Origin of the sequence: Herbaspirillum sp., assembly GCF_035644555.1 — a bacterium.
Classification (GTDB): Bacteria; Pseudomonadota; Gammaproteobacteria; order Burkholderiales; family Burkholderiaceae_D; genus Herbaspirillum.
Genome location: NZ_DASQOH010000078.1, coordinates 50,933 through 69,830, shown reverse-complemented (window position 1 = coordinate 69,830; position 18,898 = coordinate 50,933). Strand labels below are relative to the sequence as shown.

Annotated in this window: 12 protein-coding genes; 5 read left to right on the top strand and 7 right to left on the bottom strand. The window is 65.2% G+C overall.

The features are described 5' to 3' along the window. Window positions 1-5: 5 nt before the first annotated feature. The 6 genes from VE092_RS21810 to VE092_RS21785 form a co-directional block, all read right to left on the bottom strand. A complete protein-coding gene (locus tag VE092_RS21810; RefSeq protein WP_324880012.1) occupies window positions 6-1,103 on the bottom strand; it encodes a BMP family ABC transporter substrate-binding protein in 1,098 nt (365 codons plus the stop codon). Window positions 1,104-1,193: 90 nt separating this feature from the next. Then, complete coding sequence (locus VE092_RS21805; RefSeq protein WP_324880011.1) at window positions 1,194-2,051, bottom strand: ABC transporter ATP-binding protein; 858 nt, start codon at window positions 2,049-2,051, stop codon at window positions 1,194-1,196. Beyond that, window positions 2,048-2,887, bottom strand: coding sequence for an ABC transporter permease (locus VE092_RS21800; protein ID WP_324880010.1), 840 nt, complete (start codon window positions 2,885-2,887; stop codon window positions 2,048-2,050). Before VE092_RS21800 ends, VE092_RS21805 begins: the two co-directional genes overlap by 4 nt. Window positions 2,888-2,894: 7 nt before the next feature. Then, the gene (locus tag VE092_RS21795; RefSeq protein WP_324880009.1) at window positions 2,895-3,908 is read right to left on the bottom strand and encodes an ABC transporter substrate-binding protein; all 1,014 of its coding nucleotides are present in this window, start codon (window positions 3,906-3,908) and stop codon (window positions 2,895-2,897) included. Window positions 3,909-3,965: 57 nt separating this feature from the next. Continuing rightward, a complete protein-coding gene (gene atzF / locus VE092_RS21790) occupies window positions 3,966-5,819 on the bottom strand; it encodes an allophanate hydrolase (RefSeq protein WP_324880008.1) in 1,854 nt (617 codons plus the stop codon). Between the two features lie 252 nt (window positions 5,820-6,071). Further along, a complete protein-coding gene (locus tag VE092_RS21785; protein ID WP_324880007.1) occupies window positions 6,072-6,797 on the bottom strand; it encodes a 16S rRNA (uracil(1498)-N(3))-methyltransferase in 726 nt (241 codons plus the stop codon). Between the two features lie 201 nt (window positions 6,798-6,998). Between VE092_RS21785 and tkt the strand changes: the two genes are divergently transcribed. From tkt to VE092_RS21765, 4 genes are all read left to right on the top strand, one after another. Further along, window positions 6,999-9,044, top strand: a complete 2,046-nt coding sequence (tkt, locus tag VE092_RS21780; protein ID WP_324880048.1) for a transketolase — start codon at window positions 6,999-7,001, stop codon at window positions 9,042-9,044. Between the two features lie 14 nt (window positions 9,045-9,058). Beyond that, complete coding sequence (locus tag VE092_RS21775) at window positions 9,059-9,586, top strand: GNAT family N-acetyltransferase (protein ID WP_324880047.1); 528 nt, start codon at window positions 9,059-9,061, stop codon at window positions 9,584-9,586. A 149-nt stretch (window positions 9,587-9,735) separates the two neighbouring features. After that, window positions 9,736-10,749: a type I glyceraldehyde-3-phosphate dehydrogenase gene (gene gap, locus VE092_RS21770; RefSeq protein ID WP_077237813.1), complete on the top strand. Its 1,014-nt coding sequence runs from the start codon at window positions 9,736-9,738 to the stop codon at window positions 10,747-10,749. Window positions 10,750-10,976: 227 nt separating this feature from the next. Next, window positions 10,977-11,489, top strand: a complete 513-nt coding sequence (locus VE092_RS21765; protein WP_324880006.1) for a hypothetical protein — start codon at window positions 10,977-10,979, stop codon at window positions 11,487-11,489. A gap of 90 nt (window positions 11,490-11,579) precedes the next feature. Here VE092_RS21765 and glnE read toward each other — a convergent pair whose 3' ends face one another. Beyond that, a complete protein-coding gene (gene glnE, locus VE092_RS21760) occupies window positions 11,580-14,297 on the bottom strand; it encodes a bifunctional [glutamate--ammonia ligase]-adenylyl-L-tyrosine phosphorylase/[glutamate--ammonia-ligase] adenylyltransferase (RefSeq protein WP_324880005.1) in 2,718 nt (905 codons plus the stop codon). 269 nt (window positions 14,298-14,566) lie between these two features. Between glnE and VE092_RS21755 the strand changes: the two genes are divergently transcribed. After that, window positions 14,567-18,874: a YhdP family protein gene (locus VE092_RS21755; protein WP_324880004.1), complete on the top strand. Its 4,308-nt coding sequence runs from the start codon at window positions 14,567-14,569 to the stop codon at window positions 18,872-18,874. Window positions 18,875-18,898: the final 24 nt, after the last annotated feature.

The following is an 18,898-nucleotide window of genomic DNA, read 5'->3' as shown; positions in this document are numbered from 1 at the left end:
TTGCGTCAGACCTGGCCGACCACGCCGGCCACCAGGTAATTCATCTTCTCCAGCGCCACATCGGTCTGGACCTGGGTGGTGCCGGCCGGGATCACGGTATTGCCCTTGTTGTCCTTGATCGGTCCCTTGAAGATCTGGAACTTGCCGGCCAGCATCTGGGCCTTGATGTCGTCCGCCTTCTTCTTGGCCGGGGCGCTCACGGCTGCGCCATAGGGCGACATCTTCACGAAGTTGTCCTTCAGGCCGCCGCGCAGGAAGTTGATCATGGGCTTGCCTTCCAGCGTGGCCTTGACGATCTCGGTATAGGGGGTGGCCCAGTTCCACTCGGCGCCGGTGAGATAGCCCTTGGGCGCCAGCGCAGCCTGGCTGGCGTGATAGCCGGTGGTCATGATGCCGCGCTTTTCGGCGGTCTCGACGATCACCTTGGGGCCGTCGACGTGGCAGGTGATGACGTCGCAACCCTGGTCGATCAGGCTGTTGGCGGCTTCGGCTTCCTTCACCGGCAGCGACCAGTCACCGGTGAAGATGACGTGGCAGGTGATGGCGGGATCGACCGACTGCGCGCCCAGGGTGAAGGCGTTGATGTTGCGCAGAACCTGCGGGATGGGCTTGGCGGCGATGAAGGCCAGCTTCTTGCTCTTGCTCATGTGGCCGGCCACTACGCCGGAGAGGTATTCGCATTCCTCGATGTAGCCGAAGAAGCTGCCCACGTTCATCGGGTGCTTGCCGGCGGTCCACAGGCCGCCACAGTGGGCGATGCGCACCTTGGGATATTTCTCGGCGATCTTCAGGACATGCGGGTCGAAGTAGCCGAAGGAGGTCGGGAACAGCAGGGTGGCGCCATCCTGCTGGATCATGGCTTCCATGGTCTTTTGCACGGCCACGGTCTCGGGGACCTTTTCTTCTTCGATTACCTTCACGCCCGGCATCTTCTTGATGATGGCGGCAGCTTGCGCATGCGACTGGTTGTAGCCGAAGTCATCGCGCGCGCCGACATAGATGAAGCCCACGGTCAAGGGACCGGCGGCCAGCAGATCGAGCGGGAAGGCGGCGCCCAGGGCGGCGGCTCCGGACAGTTTCAGAAAATCGCGGCGGTTTTTCATGTTGTTGTGCTCCAGTCTAGGCGTGGGTGGATGGTCGGGTGGTCGGGTGGTCGAATGGTCGGGTCGGTCTGTTGGCGACGGCATTGATGATCAGGACAGGCTCAATGTCCCCGGCGCCTGCATCCGCGCCGGTTTGCGCACTTCGCGCTGGAAGATTTCCATGGACAGTTTCTTGGCCGCGATGAAGCCCGCCTGAGACAGCGTCTCCACCGTGCGCGGTCGTGCATCCTGGTAATGCAAGATGTCTGCCACCGCCGTCGGGCGTTTGGTCAGCAGCAGGATCTGGTCGGCCAGGTAGACCGCCTCTTCCAGATCGTGCGAGACCAGGACCATGGTAGTGCCGGTCTGCATGAAGACCTGCTGCAGCTTTTCGCGGATGAACAGCGTCATCTCGAAATCCAGTGCCGAGAAGGGTTCGTCCAGAAACAGCACTTCCGGCCCCGGCGCCAGGGCGCGCATGATGGAGGCGGTCTGCTGCTGACCGCCGGACAGCTCGTAGGGATAGCGCATGAGGTCGAACTTGACGTCGAAGGACGCCACCAGTTCATCGACCCGGTGCTTGATCTCGGCCTTGGACTTGCCTTCCAGCTTCAGTGGATAGGCGATGTTGTCGATGGTGCGCAGCCACGGGAACATGGCATCGCGGTAGTTCTGGAACACGTAGCCGATCTTGGTCTGGGCCAGCGACTTGCCATCGAACAGGATCTGCCCGGCATCGATGGGAATCAGCCCGGCGATCATGTTGATCAGCGTGGACTTGCCGCAGCCATTGGGGCCGAAGACGGAGACGATCTGGTGCTTGGGGATGTCCAGGTCGAAATTCTCGTACAGGGGCCAACCGGCGAAATGCTTGGTCAGGCCGCGAATGGTGATATGGGTGCCTGGCGGCCCCGGAACGAACGGGGTTTCCGGGGGCAGGTCGATCTTGGGACTGAGGACGACACTCATCTTCCGCTCCAGTGGACGATACGTTTTTCGATGATGATGAAGACCACGTTCAGCACGTAACCGAGGGCGCCGGCCGCGAGGATGGCGGCATACATCTCGCGTACGTTGAGGACCTGCTGGGTGTCGATGATGCGGTGACCCAGGCCGTTCTCGGAGCCGATGAACATCTCCGCCACGATCACGATCACCAGCGCCATCGAGACCGCGCTGCGCAGACCCACGAAGGTGGCTTGCAGGCTTTCCCACAGCAGCACGTCGCAGAAGATGCGCCAGCGTGACGCCCCCATCACCTTGGCCGCCATGACGCGCTGCTTGCGGGCGTTGAGCACGCCATAGGCGCTGTTGAAGAGCACGATCAGGAAGGCGCCGAAGGCAGCGATGGCGACCTTGTTGATGTCGGAGACGCCGAAGATCAGCAGGAACAGCGGGATCAGCGCAGACGAGGGTGTGGAGCGGAAGAAGTCGATCAGGAATTCCACGCTGCGGTAGGCGCGTTCATTGCTGCCCAACAGCACCCCGATGGGGACCCCCAGCACCATGGCGATGACAAAGGCCTCCAGCGTGCGCACCACCGTGACGGTAAAGTCCATCAGCAGCGGTCCGCCGGCCAGGCCCTTGAACATGGCCATGAGCGTGGCTTCGGGCGGCGGCAGCAGGATCGCCTTGATCCAGCCGGCGCGCACCACCAGGTCCCACACCACGAACAGTGCAATGGGGCCGACGATGGGCAAGAGTCGGCCCAGTGCCGGGCGCTTGCGCACGACGGGTGTTGGGGGCGCAGTCGCCGTGGGCTTGCTGGCGGCCACGGTCACGGAAGGAGCGACGGTCTCGTTCATGATGGCCTCAGCCCTTGTAGATCAGGTTGTCGACCACGATGCGTTGAGAGAACACACCCTTCTCGACGAACAGGTCGTAGAACTTCTGGAAGTAGGCGATATCGCTGGGCTTGAACTCGTTGTAGAGCATGTAGGCCGCCAGCGGCACTTCATTGGTGAGCGAACCCTCGATGGCGGTATAGCCCTTGAGGTAGGTGCGCGCCTGGTCGGGCTTGCTGCGCACCAGTTCGATGCCACGCGCATAGGCGGCGATGTATTTGCGGGCCACTTCGGGATGTTTCTTGATGAATTCCGTGGTCAGCGCTGCCGCACCGCCATGCCAGGGCGCCATCGGGTCGCCCAGGATGTACTTGGCGATCACGCCCGCTTCCAGCACGCGGGTGGTGTTGTTCATGCGGCCGACGGTGCCGGTGGGTTCCAGCGTATAGGCGGCATCGACCTGGCCGGCGGCCAGCGAGGCCACGTGCTGGCCGATGGGCAGCTCCACCACGGTGGCGCCGGTGGCACCGGCCCGTTCCAGCACGGTCTTGGCCAGCGTGACGTTCTGGATGCCGGGGCCGGAGGCGACCTTCTTGCCCTTCAATTCAGCAATCGATTTGACCGGGCTGTCCTTGGGCACCAGGAATTCATCGAGCACGTACTTGGCATTGCTGGGGTTGGTGGCGAAGATCTTGAACAGTCCCGGCTGCGCGATCTCGCCGATGGCTAGGTTGCCAGCGCCGGTGCCATTGGCCGAGCCATCGGCGCGGCCGGCCAGCATGGCTTCCATCACCTGCTGGGCGCCGGCGAACTTGATGGCCTGCACTTCCAGCCCGGCTTCCTTGAAATAGCCCGCTTCTACGGCGGCGTAGAAGGGCAGGCCGGCCGCCACCGGCCAGTAGCCGATGCGGATCGGTGGCGTCTGCGCGCGCAGGATGGCCGGGGCGCCAGCGATGGCGGCGCCCGCCGCCACCACACCGGCCCTGGCGATGAAGCGGCGGCGGGTGGTGTCCTGCAGGGGGGAGAGGGTGTTCTTTTTCATGAGCAGCTCCGTGGTGAGGTGTCGGTCGTATCGGTCGTATCGGTCGTATCGGTCGTGTCAGTTCAGCGAATCGAGGTAGTGGACCCAGCCGCCGTGGTGGGTGATGTCGGTGGCGCCGGCAATGCCGGCCGGCTCGCAGATGAAGCCCTTGACACTGCTGCCGTCGGCCAGCTCCACCGTGCCGATGCCCAGCGGTGCCGGAATGGCGGCCACGAAGCCGCCGAACTGGCGCAGCGGCATTTCCCACACTTCCACCGCGATGGCGGCGCCATCGCCTTCGGTGCGGGCCAGGCCGGGTTTGGGCGGGGTGGTGCCAGCCAGGGCATACAGGCGGTACTGGGCGGCGGTGCGGGTGACGGCTACGCGGCGCGCCCCGGCTTCCAGCAATTGCCAGTTCAGCGGCTGGCCGGAAAGGTGGGCGCCGACCACGCAGACCTTGATGGTGCTTTCATTGAAGGGCAGCGGCGCGGCGGCAATCGCATCGGCCTGGGCGGCACCGCCCAGTTGCTGCTGCAGGCGCGCACCAGCCTCGGCCAGCAGGTGGTCGGACCCGGCCGGGCCGATCAGGGTCACACCGGCCGGCAGGCCGTCGCGCCGCCACACGCCAGGGATGGCCAGGGCCGCCATGTCCATCAGGTTGACGAAGTTGGTGTAGTAGCCCAGTTGCGAATTGCGCACCACAGGATCGGCCTGGACCTCGGCGATGGTGGGGAAGGTGGTGGTGGTCGGCACCAGCATCAGGTCGCTGCCTTCGAGCAGGTCTTCGGCCTCGCGTCGCAGGTCGGCCAGGCGGTACTGGGCATTGAAGGCATCCACGGCGTCGTAATTGTCCGACTGGGCGGTGATCTGATGCACCACGGGGTCGATGGCCTGCGGGTTTTCCAGGAAGAAGTCGCCCAGCGCGGCGCGGCGTTCAGCCACCCAGGGGCCCTGGTACAACAGCTGCGCGGCATCGCTGAAGGGAGCGAAGGGAATGCGCGCCAGCGTCACGCCGGGCAGTGCCGCGATCTGCGCCAGGCTGCGCTCCCAGGCTTCCTGGGCGACCGTGTCGCCGTAGAACTCGCAGACATCAGGAATGGCGATGCGGTAGCCACGGCGCTTCACGCCCAGCATCGCCGGGCGGCGCGAATAACCGTCCTCGGCGTCGTAGCCGGCGGCGCTGTGTAGCACGCGCCAGGCGTCGGCCACGTCGTGGGCGAAGATGGAAATGCAGTCCAGCGTGCGGCAGGCCGGCACCAGGCCACGTGCGCTGATGAGTCCCTTGGTCGGCTTGAGGCCCACCAGATGGTTAAAGGCGGCCGGCACACGGCCCGAGCCGGCGGTATCGGTGCCCAGCGAAAACATCACCTGTCCCAGCGCCACGGCCACGGCCGAACCGGAACTGGACCCGCCCGAGACATACTGGGGCTTGATCGCATTGCGCACCGCGCCGTAGGGTGAACGCACGCCCACCAGCCCGGTGGCGAACTGGTCGAGATTGGTCTTGCCCACCAGCAGCGCGCCGGCAGCCTGCAGGCGCTGCACCACGGTCGCGCTCTGGCTGGCCAGACGGCCGAATTCGGGGCAGGCGCCGGTGGTGGACATGTCGGCCACGTCGATGTTGTCCTTGACCGCGAAGGGGATGCCGAACAGCGGCATGGTCTCGAACACCGCCTCGCCCTTGATCTGCAGCATCAGGTCCAGGGCGGCCGCCTGTTGCTTGAGCTGCTTGGCCGGCACCCGGCTGATCCAGACTTCATTGCGACCGGCGCTGTCGATGCGCGCCAGCAGATCGGCCACGGTTTGGCCCGGAGTGGTGCGTCCCTCGCGGTAGGCCGCCAGCGTGGCTGCAATGGTGGGGGTGCCGGCGGAGGTGCCGATGTTGGCGGCCGCCTGGAAGGCGGCTTGTTGTGGAGTCTGGGTAGCGTTCATTTTGGATATTCAAACTTGAATACAAGATTGAATATCTTTAAGCAGAAGGCGTGCCAGGCCATCGTCAGGCGCTGCGGTGGGAGGAGGAAGTCAGGCAGGAAGCGGCTTTGCGGCAGAAATTGCCGCACGGCAGGATGTCATGGGAGCAACGGCGCAGCTTGTCGATGAGACAAATTGGTGAGGCCTGCGCCGTTTTTGCACCTCAAGTGCGGCGGGTCTGCACGTTTAGGCGGCAGGGTGGTCAGCCCGGCATCACAGCTCGCCCCATACCGCATTGAGCGCAGCCAGCGCAGCCAGCCCTGCGGTCTCGGTGCGCAGCACGCGGCTGCCCATGGACAGCATCAGCGCGCCCTGGGCGCAGGCGAGGTTTTCCTCTTCCTCGCTGAAGCCGCCTTCCGGGCCGACCACCAGGGTCACCGCCTGCGGCGGGTGATGACGCGCCCAGCCGGAGAGCGGCTGTTCACCGCGGGGAGAGAGCAGGATGCGCCGGTGCAGGTCGCTCTGGGCAATCCAGCGCCTGAAGTCGGTCACTTCGGCCAGATGCGGCAGGCGGTTGCGGCCGCATTGTTCGGCGGCAGCGTGGATGATGCCTTGCCAGTGGGCTTGCTTCTTCTCGGCGCGTTCGCCCGACAGTCGTACCACGCAGCGCTGCGCGGCCAGCGGTTGCAGGGAGGTGGCGCCCAGCTCCACGGCCTTTTCCACGATCCAGTCCATTTTCGATCCCTCCGGCAGGGCCTGGGCCAGGGTCAGGCCATAGGGCAGCTCGGCCTCGCGCGCGGCAAAAGTCTTCAATTCCGCATGGGCGCGCTTTTTTTCGATGGCGGTCAGGCTGGCGATGTATTCACCCCCTTCGCCATTGAAGAGGGTGATGGTGTCGCCCGGCTGCAGGCGCAGCACCTGCACGTGATGGGCAACGGGCTCGGGCAGGACCACGGCCGAACCGATAGCCAGGGGATGCGGGAAGTAGAAACGGGGCATGGGGTGGGGTCCTGGGGTGAGGGAGATCAAGAAAAGGCAAGAAACACCGGAAAACCTTGCCAGTCCGTGCAGGGACCGGCCCCGAATTTTAATCCCCCCGGCGCACTCTGGTAAAATACGGCCCCGCGCTTGTTCCGGCTGATCCGGGCGGGCGCATTGGCTTCAGAACCCGTTTTCAGAACCTGATTTTCCTGACCCACCCTGACTCACGCGCCAGTCGGCGCCTCCAGCACAGCACATTCAGACCTCGACATGATTTCCACTCTCCCCACCGACAAGATGGCCAACGCGATCCGCGCGCTGGCGATGGACGCTGTTCAGAAAGCCAATTCCGGTCACCCGGGCATGCCGATGGGGATGGCCGAAATCGCAGTCGCCCTGTGGGCCAAGCACTATCGCCACAATCCGGCCAATCCGCAGTGGGCCAACCGCGACCGCTTCGTGCTTTCCAACGGCCACGGCTCCATGCTGCAGTACGCGCTGCTGCACCTGACCGGCTACGACCTGTCGATGGACGACATCAAGAACTTCCGCCAGCTGCACTCCAAGACTGCCGGCCACCCCGAAGTGCATATCACCCCGGGCGTGGAAACCACCACCGGCCCGCTGGGCCAGGGCATCACCAACGCCGTGGGCATGGCGCTGGCCGAAAAGCTGCTGGCGGCCGAATTCAACAAGCCCGGCCTGTCCGTGGTCGATCATTACACCTACGCCTTCGTCGGCGATGGTTGCCTGATGGAAGGCATCTCGCACGAGGCCTGCTCGCTGGCGGGCGTGCTGAACCTGTCCAAGCTGATCGTGCTGTATGACGACAACGGCATCTCCATCGACGGCCACGTCGAAGGCTGGTTCAAGGACGATACCCCGAAGCGCTTCGAAGCCTACGGCTGGAACGTCATCCCGGCCGTGGACGGCCACAACGTCGAGGCGGTCAGCGCCGCCATCCACCAGGCCAAGCTGGCCGACAAGCCGACCCTGATCTGCTGCCGTACCGTCATCGGCAAGGGTTCGCCCAACCTGGCCGGCACCGACAAGGTGCACGGTGCCGCCCTGGGTGACAAGGAAATCGCCGCCGTGCGCGAAGCGCTGGGCTGGCCCTCCGCCCCCTTCGAGATCCCGGCCGATGTCTACGCCGCCTGGGATGCCAAGGCCACCGGTGCCGATTTCGAATCCAGCTGGAAGCAGACCTTCGATACCTACGCCGCCCAGTACCCGGCCGAAGCCGCCGAACTGCTGCGCCGCCTCAAGGGCGAACTGCCGGCCGCGTTCGAATCGACGGTGACCGCCTATATCAATTCCACGCTGGAAAAGAAGGAAACCATCGCCACCCGCAAGGCCAGCCAGAACGCCATCCAGGCCTATGCGCAGGCACTGCCGGAATTCCTGGGCGGCTCGGCCGACCTGACCGGCTCGAACCTGACCAACTGGAAGGAATCGGTGGCCGTGCGCGCCGACCAGCGCGGCAACCACATCAACTACGGTGTGCGCGAGTTCGGCATGAGCGCCATGATGAACGGTATCGCCCTGCATGGCGGCTACCTGCCCTTCGGCGCCACCTTCCTGACCTTCTCCGACTACAGCCGCAATGCCCTGCGCATGGCTGCGCTGATGAAGATCCGTTCGCTGTTCGTGTTCACCCACGACTCCATCGGCCTGGGCGAAGACGGCCCCACCCACCAGTCGGTGGAACACGTCTCCAGCCTGCGCCTGATCCCCAACCTGGACAACTGGCGTCCGTGCGACACCACCGAGACCGCCGTGGCCTGGGCCGAGTCGATCAAGCGCAACGATGGTCCCAGCACCCTGATCTTCTCGCGCCAGAACCTGCCCTTCCAGGAGCGTACCGACGCCCAGGTCAAGGACATCGCCCGTGGCGGCTATGTGCTGCGTGATGCGCCCAATGCCAAGGTGGTGCTGATCGCTACCGGCTCCGAAATCGAGCTGGCCACCAAGGCCGCCGATGCGCTGACCGCCGAAGGCATCGCCGTGCGTATCGTCTCGATGCCCTCGACCGACGTGTTCGACCGCCAGGATTCGGCCTACAAGGCATCGGTGCTGCCGCGTGGCATCCCGCGCGTGGCCATCGAGGCCGGCGTGACCGCCTTCTGGTACAAGTACGTGGGCCTGGAAGGCGCCGTGGTCGGTATCGACACCTTCGGCGAATCAGCACCGGCTGGCGTGCTGTTCAAGCACTTCGGCTTCACCGTCGAAAACGTGGTGGCCAAGGCCAAGGCAGTGCTGGCTTGAACGCTACGCCAGCCATGAGCGAGCAGATCCTGATCCGCCGCGCCCGCAAGGGTGATGCGGCGTCGATCGCCGGTGTGCGTATCGACGCCTGGCGTGCCAGCTATCGCGGCCTGGTGCCGGACAGCTACCTCGACCATTTGAAGCCCGAGGAAAGCGTCAAGCTGTGGGAACAGGTGCTGGAAGCCTCCTCGGATGCGGCCTGTACCTTCGTGGCCGAGAGCGGTGGCGAGATCATCGGTTTTGCCTCCGGCATGACGCTGGCCGAAGCCCGCTTCGGCTGCGATGCCGAGCTGACCGCGATCTGCGTGCTGCCCGATGAACAGCGCCGTGGCCTGGGCAAGCGCCTGCTGGCCAATGTCGCGGCCACCCTCATCAGCGCCGGCGCGACCGGCCTGATGGCGTGGGTATTGAGCAAGAACGAAGGCGCCGGGGAATTTTTCGAGTCGCTGGGGGCCGAAAGGCTTTATGAACAAACCTTCACCTGGGATGATGGCAGTGAACTGGACGAGATCGGTTTCGTCTGGCGCCAGCTGAAGTCCTGAGCGTGGATGCGGTAAGAACAAGAACGGCAGGAAGGCCGGAAAAGGCGGAATCATGACCGGGCCAGTGCGCCGCCAGGGCGTAGGCTGACGGGCAGGTCGCTTTACCGGCTATCGGTTTGCATCGATTTTTACTACTTGAGGAGAACAGCATGACCATTCGCGTAGCAATCAACGGTTATGGCCGTATCGGCCGCAATATCCTGCGCGCCCACTACGAAGGCGGCAAGAAGCACGATATCGAAATCGTCGCCATCAACGACCTGGGTGATCCGAAGACCAATGCCCACCTGACCCAGTACGACACCGCCCACGGCAAGTTCCCCGGCACCGTGACCGTCGATGGCGATTCCATCGTCGTCAACGGCGACCGCATCAAGGTGCTGGCCCAGCGCAATCCGGCCGAGCTGCCCTGGGGCGAGCTGGGTGTGGACGTGGTGCTGGAATGCACGGGCTTTTTCACCACCAAGGAAAAGGCCAGCGCCCACATCAAGGGCGGCGCCAAGAAGGTGATCATCTCCGCTCCGGGCGGCAAGGACGTGGACGCCACCGTCGTCTTCGGCGTGAACCACCAGGTGCTCAAGGCGTCCGACACCGTCATCTCCAACGCCTCCTGCACCACCAACTGCCTGGCACCGCTGGTGCAGCCGCTGCACGAAAAGATCGGCCTGGAAACCGGCCTGATGACCACCATCCACGCCTACACCAATGACCAGGTGCTGACCGACGTGTATCACGAAGACCTGCGTCGCGCCCGTTCGGCCACCCAGTCCATGATCCCGACCAAGACCGGCGCTGCTGCAGCGGTCGGCCTGGTGCTGCCGGAACTGAACGGCAAGCTGGACGGTTTCGCCATCCGCGTGCCGACCATCAACGTCTCGCTGGTGGACCTGTCCTTCGTGGCCTCGCGCGACACCACCGTGGATGAAGTCAATGCCGTCCTGAAGGCTGCTGCCGAAGCCGGTCCGTTGAAAGGCATCCTGACCTACAACACCGAGCCGCTGGTGTCGGTGGACTTCAACCACAACCCGGCCTCGTCCAACTTCGACGCCACCCTGACCAAGGTCTCCGGCCGTCTGGTGAAGGTGTCGTCCTGGTACGACAACGAGTGGGGCTTCTCCAACCGCATGCTGGACACCACCGTCGCCCTGGCAACGGCCAAGTAAGACGCATGTCCTGGCGCCCCGGCCCCGGTTCCCGGGGCAGGAGCGTCAATTTCAGGGCTGTTTCGGCTTCTTTTCCTCGTATGCAAGCCTGCTTGCCGCGGTGAGAATAGACGGATCAGCCTGCAAAAGGAGAGGAAGGCTGTTGCGAGCGCCGCTTGCAATGGCCTTTTTTCCATTTGCGCATTTGCCTGTCAACAACAAGAGCAACCGACTCAACGAGGGACCGCATGTCAGCAAGCTCATCCCAGGCCCGTCGCCTGTTGGCCAACCTGGCCTTGATATCCGCCGTCAGCCTGTCGCTGTCCGCGTGCGATTACATCAGCAGCTTTTCCAAGCCCAAGCAGACCCCGGAAGAGGCCAAGGCCGAGGGTATCGCGCTGGGCGCCGGCTGCCGCCAGGCCGGCCAGAGCCTGGAAGACTGCTACCAGCGCAATCCCGATGCCCTGAAGGCCGGCATCTTCACCGGCTGGAAGGACATGCACGAATACATGGCGGCCAAGGGCATTCAGACCGTGACGCCGCCGGCACCCGCGGCCGATGCGGCCAAGGATGACGCCAAGGGAAAAGATGGGAAGGACAAGGATGCCAAGGACAGCGATCGCAGCAGCCGTGCCCGCGAACGTGATGCCAATCGCGACAACGCCCGCTCGCGTGACCGCGAAAGCTCCTCGTCCTCCCGCGACAGCAGCACGAGCGATCGTCGCGCCAGCCGCGAAGACAAACAGCCACCCAAGTACTGATCTTCACCTGGCGATCAGTTCGCCTTCAGGAAAAAGGGATGCACCGGCCGGTGCATCCTTTTTTTTCACTTTTGCGCCGACATGGCCATTTCAACCGAACACCTGCTGCCACAGCCGGATCACGCAGGCACGTTCATGCTCCACGCGGATGGCGTCGATATGCGCCCGGTCCGAACCCTGTAGCCGGATCTGGTGCTGCAGCTTGCGGAAGAGACGATAGGCGTTGGCCGCCTCGTCGGCCATGAGGGCATCGATCAGGCCCAGCTGCGCCGCCAGCTTCAACAGCGCGATGTTGCCGATGTCGCCGGTCAGCTGCGGGTGGTCGCAGGCATGGCGCAGGACCAGGTACTGCACCATGAATTCGATGTCGATCATGCCGCCCTCGTCGTGCTTGAGGTCGAACATCATGCTGCGGTTGGGATGGGCGTCGCGCATGCGGCGCCGCATGGAAAGCACTTCCTCTTCCAGCTTGTCGGCGTCGCGCGGCTGGCGCAGCACGCGCTCGCGCAGCGCCTCGAAACGTTCGCCGATGGCGCTGTCGCCGGCACAGAAACGGGCGCGGGTGAGGGCCTGGTGTTCCCAGATCCAGGCGGCGTTGAGCTGGTATTTCTCGAAGGCCGACAGCGGCGACACCAGCAGGCCGCTGGCGCCGTCCGGACGCAGGGCGATGTCGATGTCGAACAGGGTGCCGGCCGGGGTGTGGCTGGTCATCCAAGTGATGAAGCGCTGCGCCAGCTTGGCGTAGAGGGCCGGGGCTTCCTGGTCGTCATCATCGTAGAGGAAGACCACGTCCAGGTCAGAGGCATAGCCCAGTTCCTTGCCGCCCAGCTTGCCGTAGGCGATCACGGCGAACTGCGGGACCTCGCGGTGGCGCTGGGGAATGCTGCCCCAGACCGCTTCGATGGTCACCTGCACCAGCACGTCGGCCAGGGCGGAGAGTTCATCGGCCAGCTTTTCCACCGACAGGTCGCCTTCCAGATCCTGTGCCAGCAGGCGGAACTGTTCGGCGTGGTGCAGTTCGCGCAGGATGTCGAGCTGGCGTTCGGTGTCGCCTTCGGCCGTGGCCAGCTGGCGCCGGCAGTTGTCGGCGAAGGCGGCCCAGTCGGAGGCGGCCTTGAGGTTGCGGTCGTCCAGCAGTTCGTCCAGCAGCAGGGGGTGGCGCGTCAGGTAGGTGGCGGCCCAGCCGCTGGCGCCGATCATGCGCACCAGGCGCTGCAGAGCGTAGGGATATTCGGTCAGGAGTGCCAGGTAGGCGGCGCGGCGGGCAATGGCTTCGAGGAAATCCAGCAGCCGCCCGAGGGCCGGCAACTGGTCGTAGTGCAAGGCGGCCAGCAGCGGCAGGCAGTTGTTGATGACGGTATTGAGCCGGTTGCGGCTGGTCTCGGGCAGGCTCTGCATGCGCGGCGATTGCCAGGTCAGGTGCAGGCGCCGGGCGCCGTCCTCGATGTCGTCTTCCGGGAAGCCGACCAGGCTCAGGGCGTCGGCCAGGCCTTCCAGGTTGTCGTTCTCGCTCACGCTCACGGCCGGGCCATCGGCTTCGCTTTCGCCGGACTGCTTGTCGGCGAAGATGGCGTCGAACTGGGCGGCGACGATGGCGCGCTGGCCTTCCAGCTCATGCAGCAGGGCCGCGCTGTCCGGGTAGCCCATCATCTGCGCCACCAGCAGCAGGTCGTCGGGATTGACGGGCAGGGTGTGGGTCTGGGCGTCTTCCAGGTATTGCAGACGGTGTTCGAGGTCACGCAGGAAGGTATAGGCATCCAGCAGCTGCTGCACCACCTCGGGCGCCAGCAGTTCCTTGGCGGCCAGGGTGCGCAGGGTGATGCGGGTGGAGCGGTCGCGCAGTTCCACATCGCGCCCGCCCCGGATCAGCTGGAACACCTGGCTGGTGAACTCGATCTCGCGGATGCCGCCCCGACCGAGCTTGACGTTGTTGCTGCGGTCCGGGTGCAGGGCTTCCTGGCGTTTGACCTCGGCGCGGATCTGGCCGTGCATGGAGCGCAGGGCGTCGATGGAGCCGAAGTCCAGGTAGCGGCGGAAGATGAAGGGGCGGCTGATCGCCTCCAGGGTGGCGATATCCTCCGGTGTGCCGGTCAGGGCGCGGGCCTTGGTCCAGGCATAGCGCTCCCATTCGCGGCCCTGGCGTACCAGGTATTCCTCGACCATGTTGAAGCTGGCCACCAGCGGGCCGGAGTTGCCGTTGGGCCGCAGCGCCATGTCGACCCGGAAGGTGAAGCCGTCTTCGGTGATCTCGGCCAGGGCGCCGATGAGTTTCTTGCCCAGGCGCACGAAGAATTCATGGTTGGACAACGACTTCTGGCCGGCTTCGGCCCGGATGTCGCCGTCTTCCGGATAGACGAAGATGAGGTCAATGTCGGAGGACACGTTGAGTTCGCCCCCGCCCAGCTTGCCCATGCCCAGCACGATCATTTCCTGCGGGCGGCCGGACTCCTCGCCGATGGGCTGGCCGTAGAGGGCGGTCTGTTCCTGCATCAGCGCGGCCAGATGGGTCTGCACGGCAAAATCGGCAAAGCCGGTCATGGTCGCCACCACTTCGGCCAGGTCGGCGCGGCCGTCGAGGTCGCGCGTGATCAGGGCGCAGATGATCAGGTTGCGCAGGCGCCGCATGGCCGCCGGCAGCGCCAGGCCGGCGTCGAGGTCGGCCTGCAGGCGCTGCTGCATGCCGGCGCGATCCATGGGCTGGGCGGCGGCGGCCAGGACCAGGGCCGGGCGGGCGGCGTCGGCCTGGGTCCAGCGGGTGTAGTAGCGGGAGGTGGTGGCGTCGACCAGGGATCGTTGATGAACAGGCATAGGGGACCGCAAAGCTCCACGACAGGATGTAAAGGAAGGCAAACCGGCGTCAATGCCACTTCAGCGGGGCGCCCCTGTGATAGACAATATCCAGGGCGCTGACAGCGGGCTGACGTTTTGCACGATAACGGGGATTCTAGCCTTCCTTTTTAAACTTATCGGTGATTTTGCCCCTCATACATCCCCAGCGCCGATGGCATGGTCAGGTTTTCCATGCGATCATGTGGCCTGCCCGATTTTCTCCCATACCGAGCTGCCTTTGCATCCTGATGTCCCACGAAAAACATAACGCCGCATCCAGGCCTGGCCGTTGGGCGCTGTGCTGGCGATTTGCACGGGGCAGCTACATTCACCTGAACCGGGCCAGCCACCATGTGCTGGGTTTCACCCTCAAGCTGCTGCTGGCGGCCTACTTCGTCTTTTGCGCGCTGTTCCTGGTGCTGCGCTATGCGGTGCTGCCCGAGATCGGCCACTACAAGCCGCGCATCGAACATCTGGTGTCGGCCCAGATCGGGCGCGCGGTCAGCATCGAGGCCATCGACGCTTCCTGGAGCGGCCTGCGCCCGCAGCTTTCCCTGTCCAATATTACCGTGCATGACCAGCAGGGCGAGGCCGCGCTGACCTTGCCGCGGGTATCGACCACCTTGTCCTGGAGCAGCGTGCTGGTGGCTGCGCTGCGGGTGGAAAACCTGAGCATCGAGGGCGCCGACCTGGCGATCCGCCGCGACGCCGCCGGCAAGCTCTTCGTGGCCGGCATCCCGGTGCCCACGGGCGGTGACGGCAGTACACTGGATTGGCTGCTGTCGCAGCGCGAGATCGTGATCCGTCACAGCAAGCTGCGCTGGGATGACGAAATGCGCAAGGCGCCCGAGCTGGTGCTGGAAGACGTCAACCTGATCCTGCACAACCGCTGGCTGCGCCACCGCCTGTCCTTGCGCGCCAATCCGCCGCAGGAGACCTCGGCGCCGCTCGATGTCAGGGCCGATTTCAGTCATCCGGCCTTTGCCCGCAGTTCCGAGATCACGCGCTGGAAGGGTGTGCTCTATGCCGACCTGCGCAATACCGACCTGGCGGTCTGGCGCGCCTGGGTGGACTACCCGATCGCCATCAGCAGCGGTCGCGGTTCGGTGCGGGCCTGGCTCACGCTGGACCATGCCAAGGTCGCCAATTTCACCGCCGACCTGAGCCTGGCCGATTTCAACGCCCAGTTGTCGCGCCAGCTGGAGCCCCTTTCGCTCAAGCGCGTCAATGGCCGTATCTCGGCCAGCGAAACGCTTGGCGCCGGCCAGCAGGACGGCGTGCCCACCTTCGGCACCAACGGCCACCAGGTGACCCTCACCGATTTCTCGATAGAAACCCCGGACGGCTTCGTCCTGCCGCCGACCTCGATCACCGAGAGCTACGAGCCGGCCACCCCGCTCAAGGCCGAGCGCACCAGTGTCAAGGCCACCTACCTGAACCTGCAGACGCTGTCGCAACTGGCGACCCGGCTGCCGCTGGCACCCTCGCAGCGCAAGTTGCTGGACGACCTGGCGCCACGCGGAGAACTGAACGATTTCACCGTGCAGTGGCAGGGCAGTTATCCGGAACTGAGTTCCTACCGGGTACAGGGACGTTTCAAGGGCCTGGGCATGAAGGGTCTGGCGGCCCATGTGGAGCCGCGCAAGAATCCGGCCCAGCAGGCGCGCGCCCAGTGGGCGGGCTTCCCGGGCTTCAGCAACCTGAGCGGCGAGATCGATGCCACCGAAAAGGGCGGCTCGGTCAAGGTGGATACGCAGCAGCTGGTGGTCGATCTGCCCGCCGACATGTTCGCCGAGCCCAGCATGCCCTTCGATACCCTGAAGCTTCAGGCGCACTGGCAATATCTGAAGGATCAGACACTGCAGGTGGATCTGGACCAGATGCAGTTCAGCCAGCCCGGCGTGGCCGGCAGCCTGTCCGGTCGCCATCTGCTGCCCTTGCAGGGCAAGTCGGCGGGTACCCTGGACGTGGCCGGCGAGATCAGCAGCTTCGACGTCAAGGCGATCCGGCGCTATCTGCCGCAGCACATGAGCGAGCCGCTGCGTCACTGGCTCACTGAGGGCCTGATGGCGGGCCAGTTGCACGACGTCCAGTTCAAGCTCAAGGGGGCGCTGGCTGATTTCCCGTTCCATACCGCCAAGCCTGGCGAGCAGCCCAAGGGCCAGTTCCAGCTGAGCGGCGACTTCGAGGGGCTCAAGCTGAATTACACCCCCGGCCATCTCGGGCGTGACGGCAAGGAACCCGAGTGGCCCCTGCTGGAAGAGGGGCGTGGGCGCCTGAGCATTGACCGCACGCGCCTGGAGATCAAGGCCGAGAGCGCCCGCAGCCTGGGCGCGCGGCTGGGGCCGGTGACGGCGCGGGTGGCCGATGTCGATTCGCACGAAGCCACGCTGGAAATCGATGGCGTGGCCAATGGTCCGATGCCGGCCTTCCTGCAGTACGTGAACCAGAGCCCGGTGGCGCGCTGGACCGGCAATGTCATGGAGCACAGCAGTGCGTCCGGCGAGGCGCGGCTGGATCTCAAATTCCAGATGCCGTTGAACCATGCCATCGATACCCGCGCCCAGGGTGCCTTCCACTTCGCCAACAACGACGTCGACCTGCTGCCGGACCTGCCGGTGCTGTATCGGACCACCGGCAAGGTGGAATTCAACGAACGCGGTTTCACCCTCAACGGCGTGCGCGGCCAGTTCCTGGGCGACAGCCTGGCCATCAGCGGCGGCACCCAGAAGGATGGCAGCAGCCAGGTGCGGCTGGAGGGGGCGGTCAATGTCGAGGCGCTGCGCAGGCAATATACCGAGCCCTCGCTGCAGCGTCTGCTGGCACGCCTGTCGGGGAGCGCCCGCTATACCGCCACGGTGCAGGTGCGGCAGCGCCAGCCCGAGGTCAGCATCGAATCCAACCTGGCCGGGCTGGGGCTGGACCTGCCGGCGCCCTTGCGCAAGGGCGCACAGGACGTTCTGCCGTTGCGGGTGGACCTGCTGCCCCTGGCCTCGTCCGATCCGCTGATCGAGCGCGAGGAATTGCGCGTCTCGCTCGGGCAGAACATCAGCACGCGCCATGTGCGCGAACGGGTGGTGGCCAGCGGTGGCAACTGGCGCGTTGCCAGTGGCGGCATCGGATGGAACCAGCCGGCCCCGACGCCAGCCTCCGGACTCAAGCTGGCGCTGGCGACCGACAGCCTGGACCTGGATGCCTGGCTGGCCCTGAAGAACGAGCTGGTCGGCAAGGGCAGCAGCAGTCCGGCAGCCAGCCCGGCGGGGCGCCTGGCCAGCGATGATGTGACGCAGTACCTGCAGCCGGACAATGTCTCGGCCCGGGTGGGCGAGCTCAAGCTGATGGGCAAGAAACTCAACAGGCTGATCCTGGAGGCGACGCATCGTCGCAATGCCTGGCAGATGAACCTGGAGTCGCAACAGGCGGCCGGCACTGTCACCTGGGACGAACCCACCGGCGGCAAGGGCGCGGGCAAGGTGACGGCGCGCCTGTCGTCGCTGGTCATTCCCAAGTCCAGCCCGTCTGCCGAGGCGGCCCAGGCGACCCCGCCACAGCCCCAGCCCGACAGCAACGACGACAATGTGCAGATGCCGGCCCTGGACATCCGCGCCGACCAGTTCGAGCTGGGAGACAAGAAGCTGGGCCGACTGGAGCTCGATGCCAGCAACATCGTCACCTCGGTGGGGCGCGAATGGCGCATCAGCCGGCTGCTGCTGGCCAATCCCGATGCGCAGTTCCGCGCCGCCGGCAACTGGCTCAGCTTCGGCAGCAACCATACCTCCAACTTCACCTATGCACTGGACGTCGAGGACGCCGGCAAGCTGCTGGAACGCTTCGGGTATCCCGGTACCATCCGCGGCGGTCGCGGCAAGCTGGATGGCGACCTGAGCTGGAAGGCACCGCCCTATGCCATGGACATGGCCAGCCTGGGCGGCCAGGTCCACATGGATGTGCACTCGGGCCAGTTCCTGAAGGTCGATCCGGGCGCAGCCAAGCTGCTGGGCGTACTCAACCTGCAGGCATTGCCGCGCCGGCTGACGCTGGACTTCCGCGACGTCTTCTCGGAAGGCTTTGCCTTCGATACGGTGGCCGGCACCGCCAGCATCGCTCGCGGCATCGCCACCACTGACAATCTCAAGATGGCCGGCGTGACGGCCTCGGTGCTGATGAGCGGCTCGGCCGACATCGCCCGCGAAACCCAGGACCTGCATGTGGTGGTGATCCCCGAGATCAACCTGGGCACGGCCTCGGTGGTGGCCATGGCGGTCAACCCGGTGGTGGGCGTGAGTACCTTGCTGGCACAGCTGTTCCTGCGCAATCCGGTGATGAAGTCGCTCAGTTTCGAATACAAGGTGACCGGGCCGTGGAGCGACCCCATCGTGGTCAAGCAGGGGCAGGTGTCGCCGGTGGATGCCGAGCGCGCCAAGGAAGTGCTGCAGAAGGGCCGGGACGACAAAGAGCAGACACCGCCGGCCAACGACCTGGCCCCGGCACCGGCGGTCCCTGCCTCCCCGCGTCGTCAGCCTGCGCCCGGCCCGGCCATCAATTCCGGTGCCTGAACCCGATCGGGTGAGGCCTGCAGA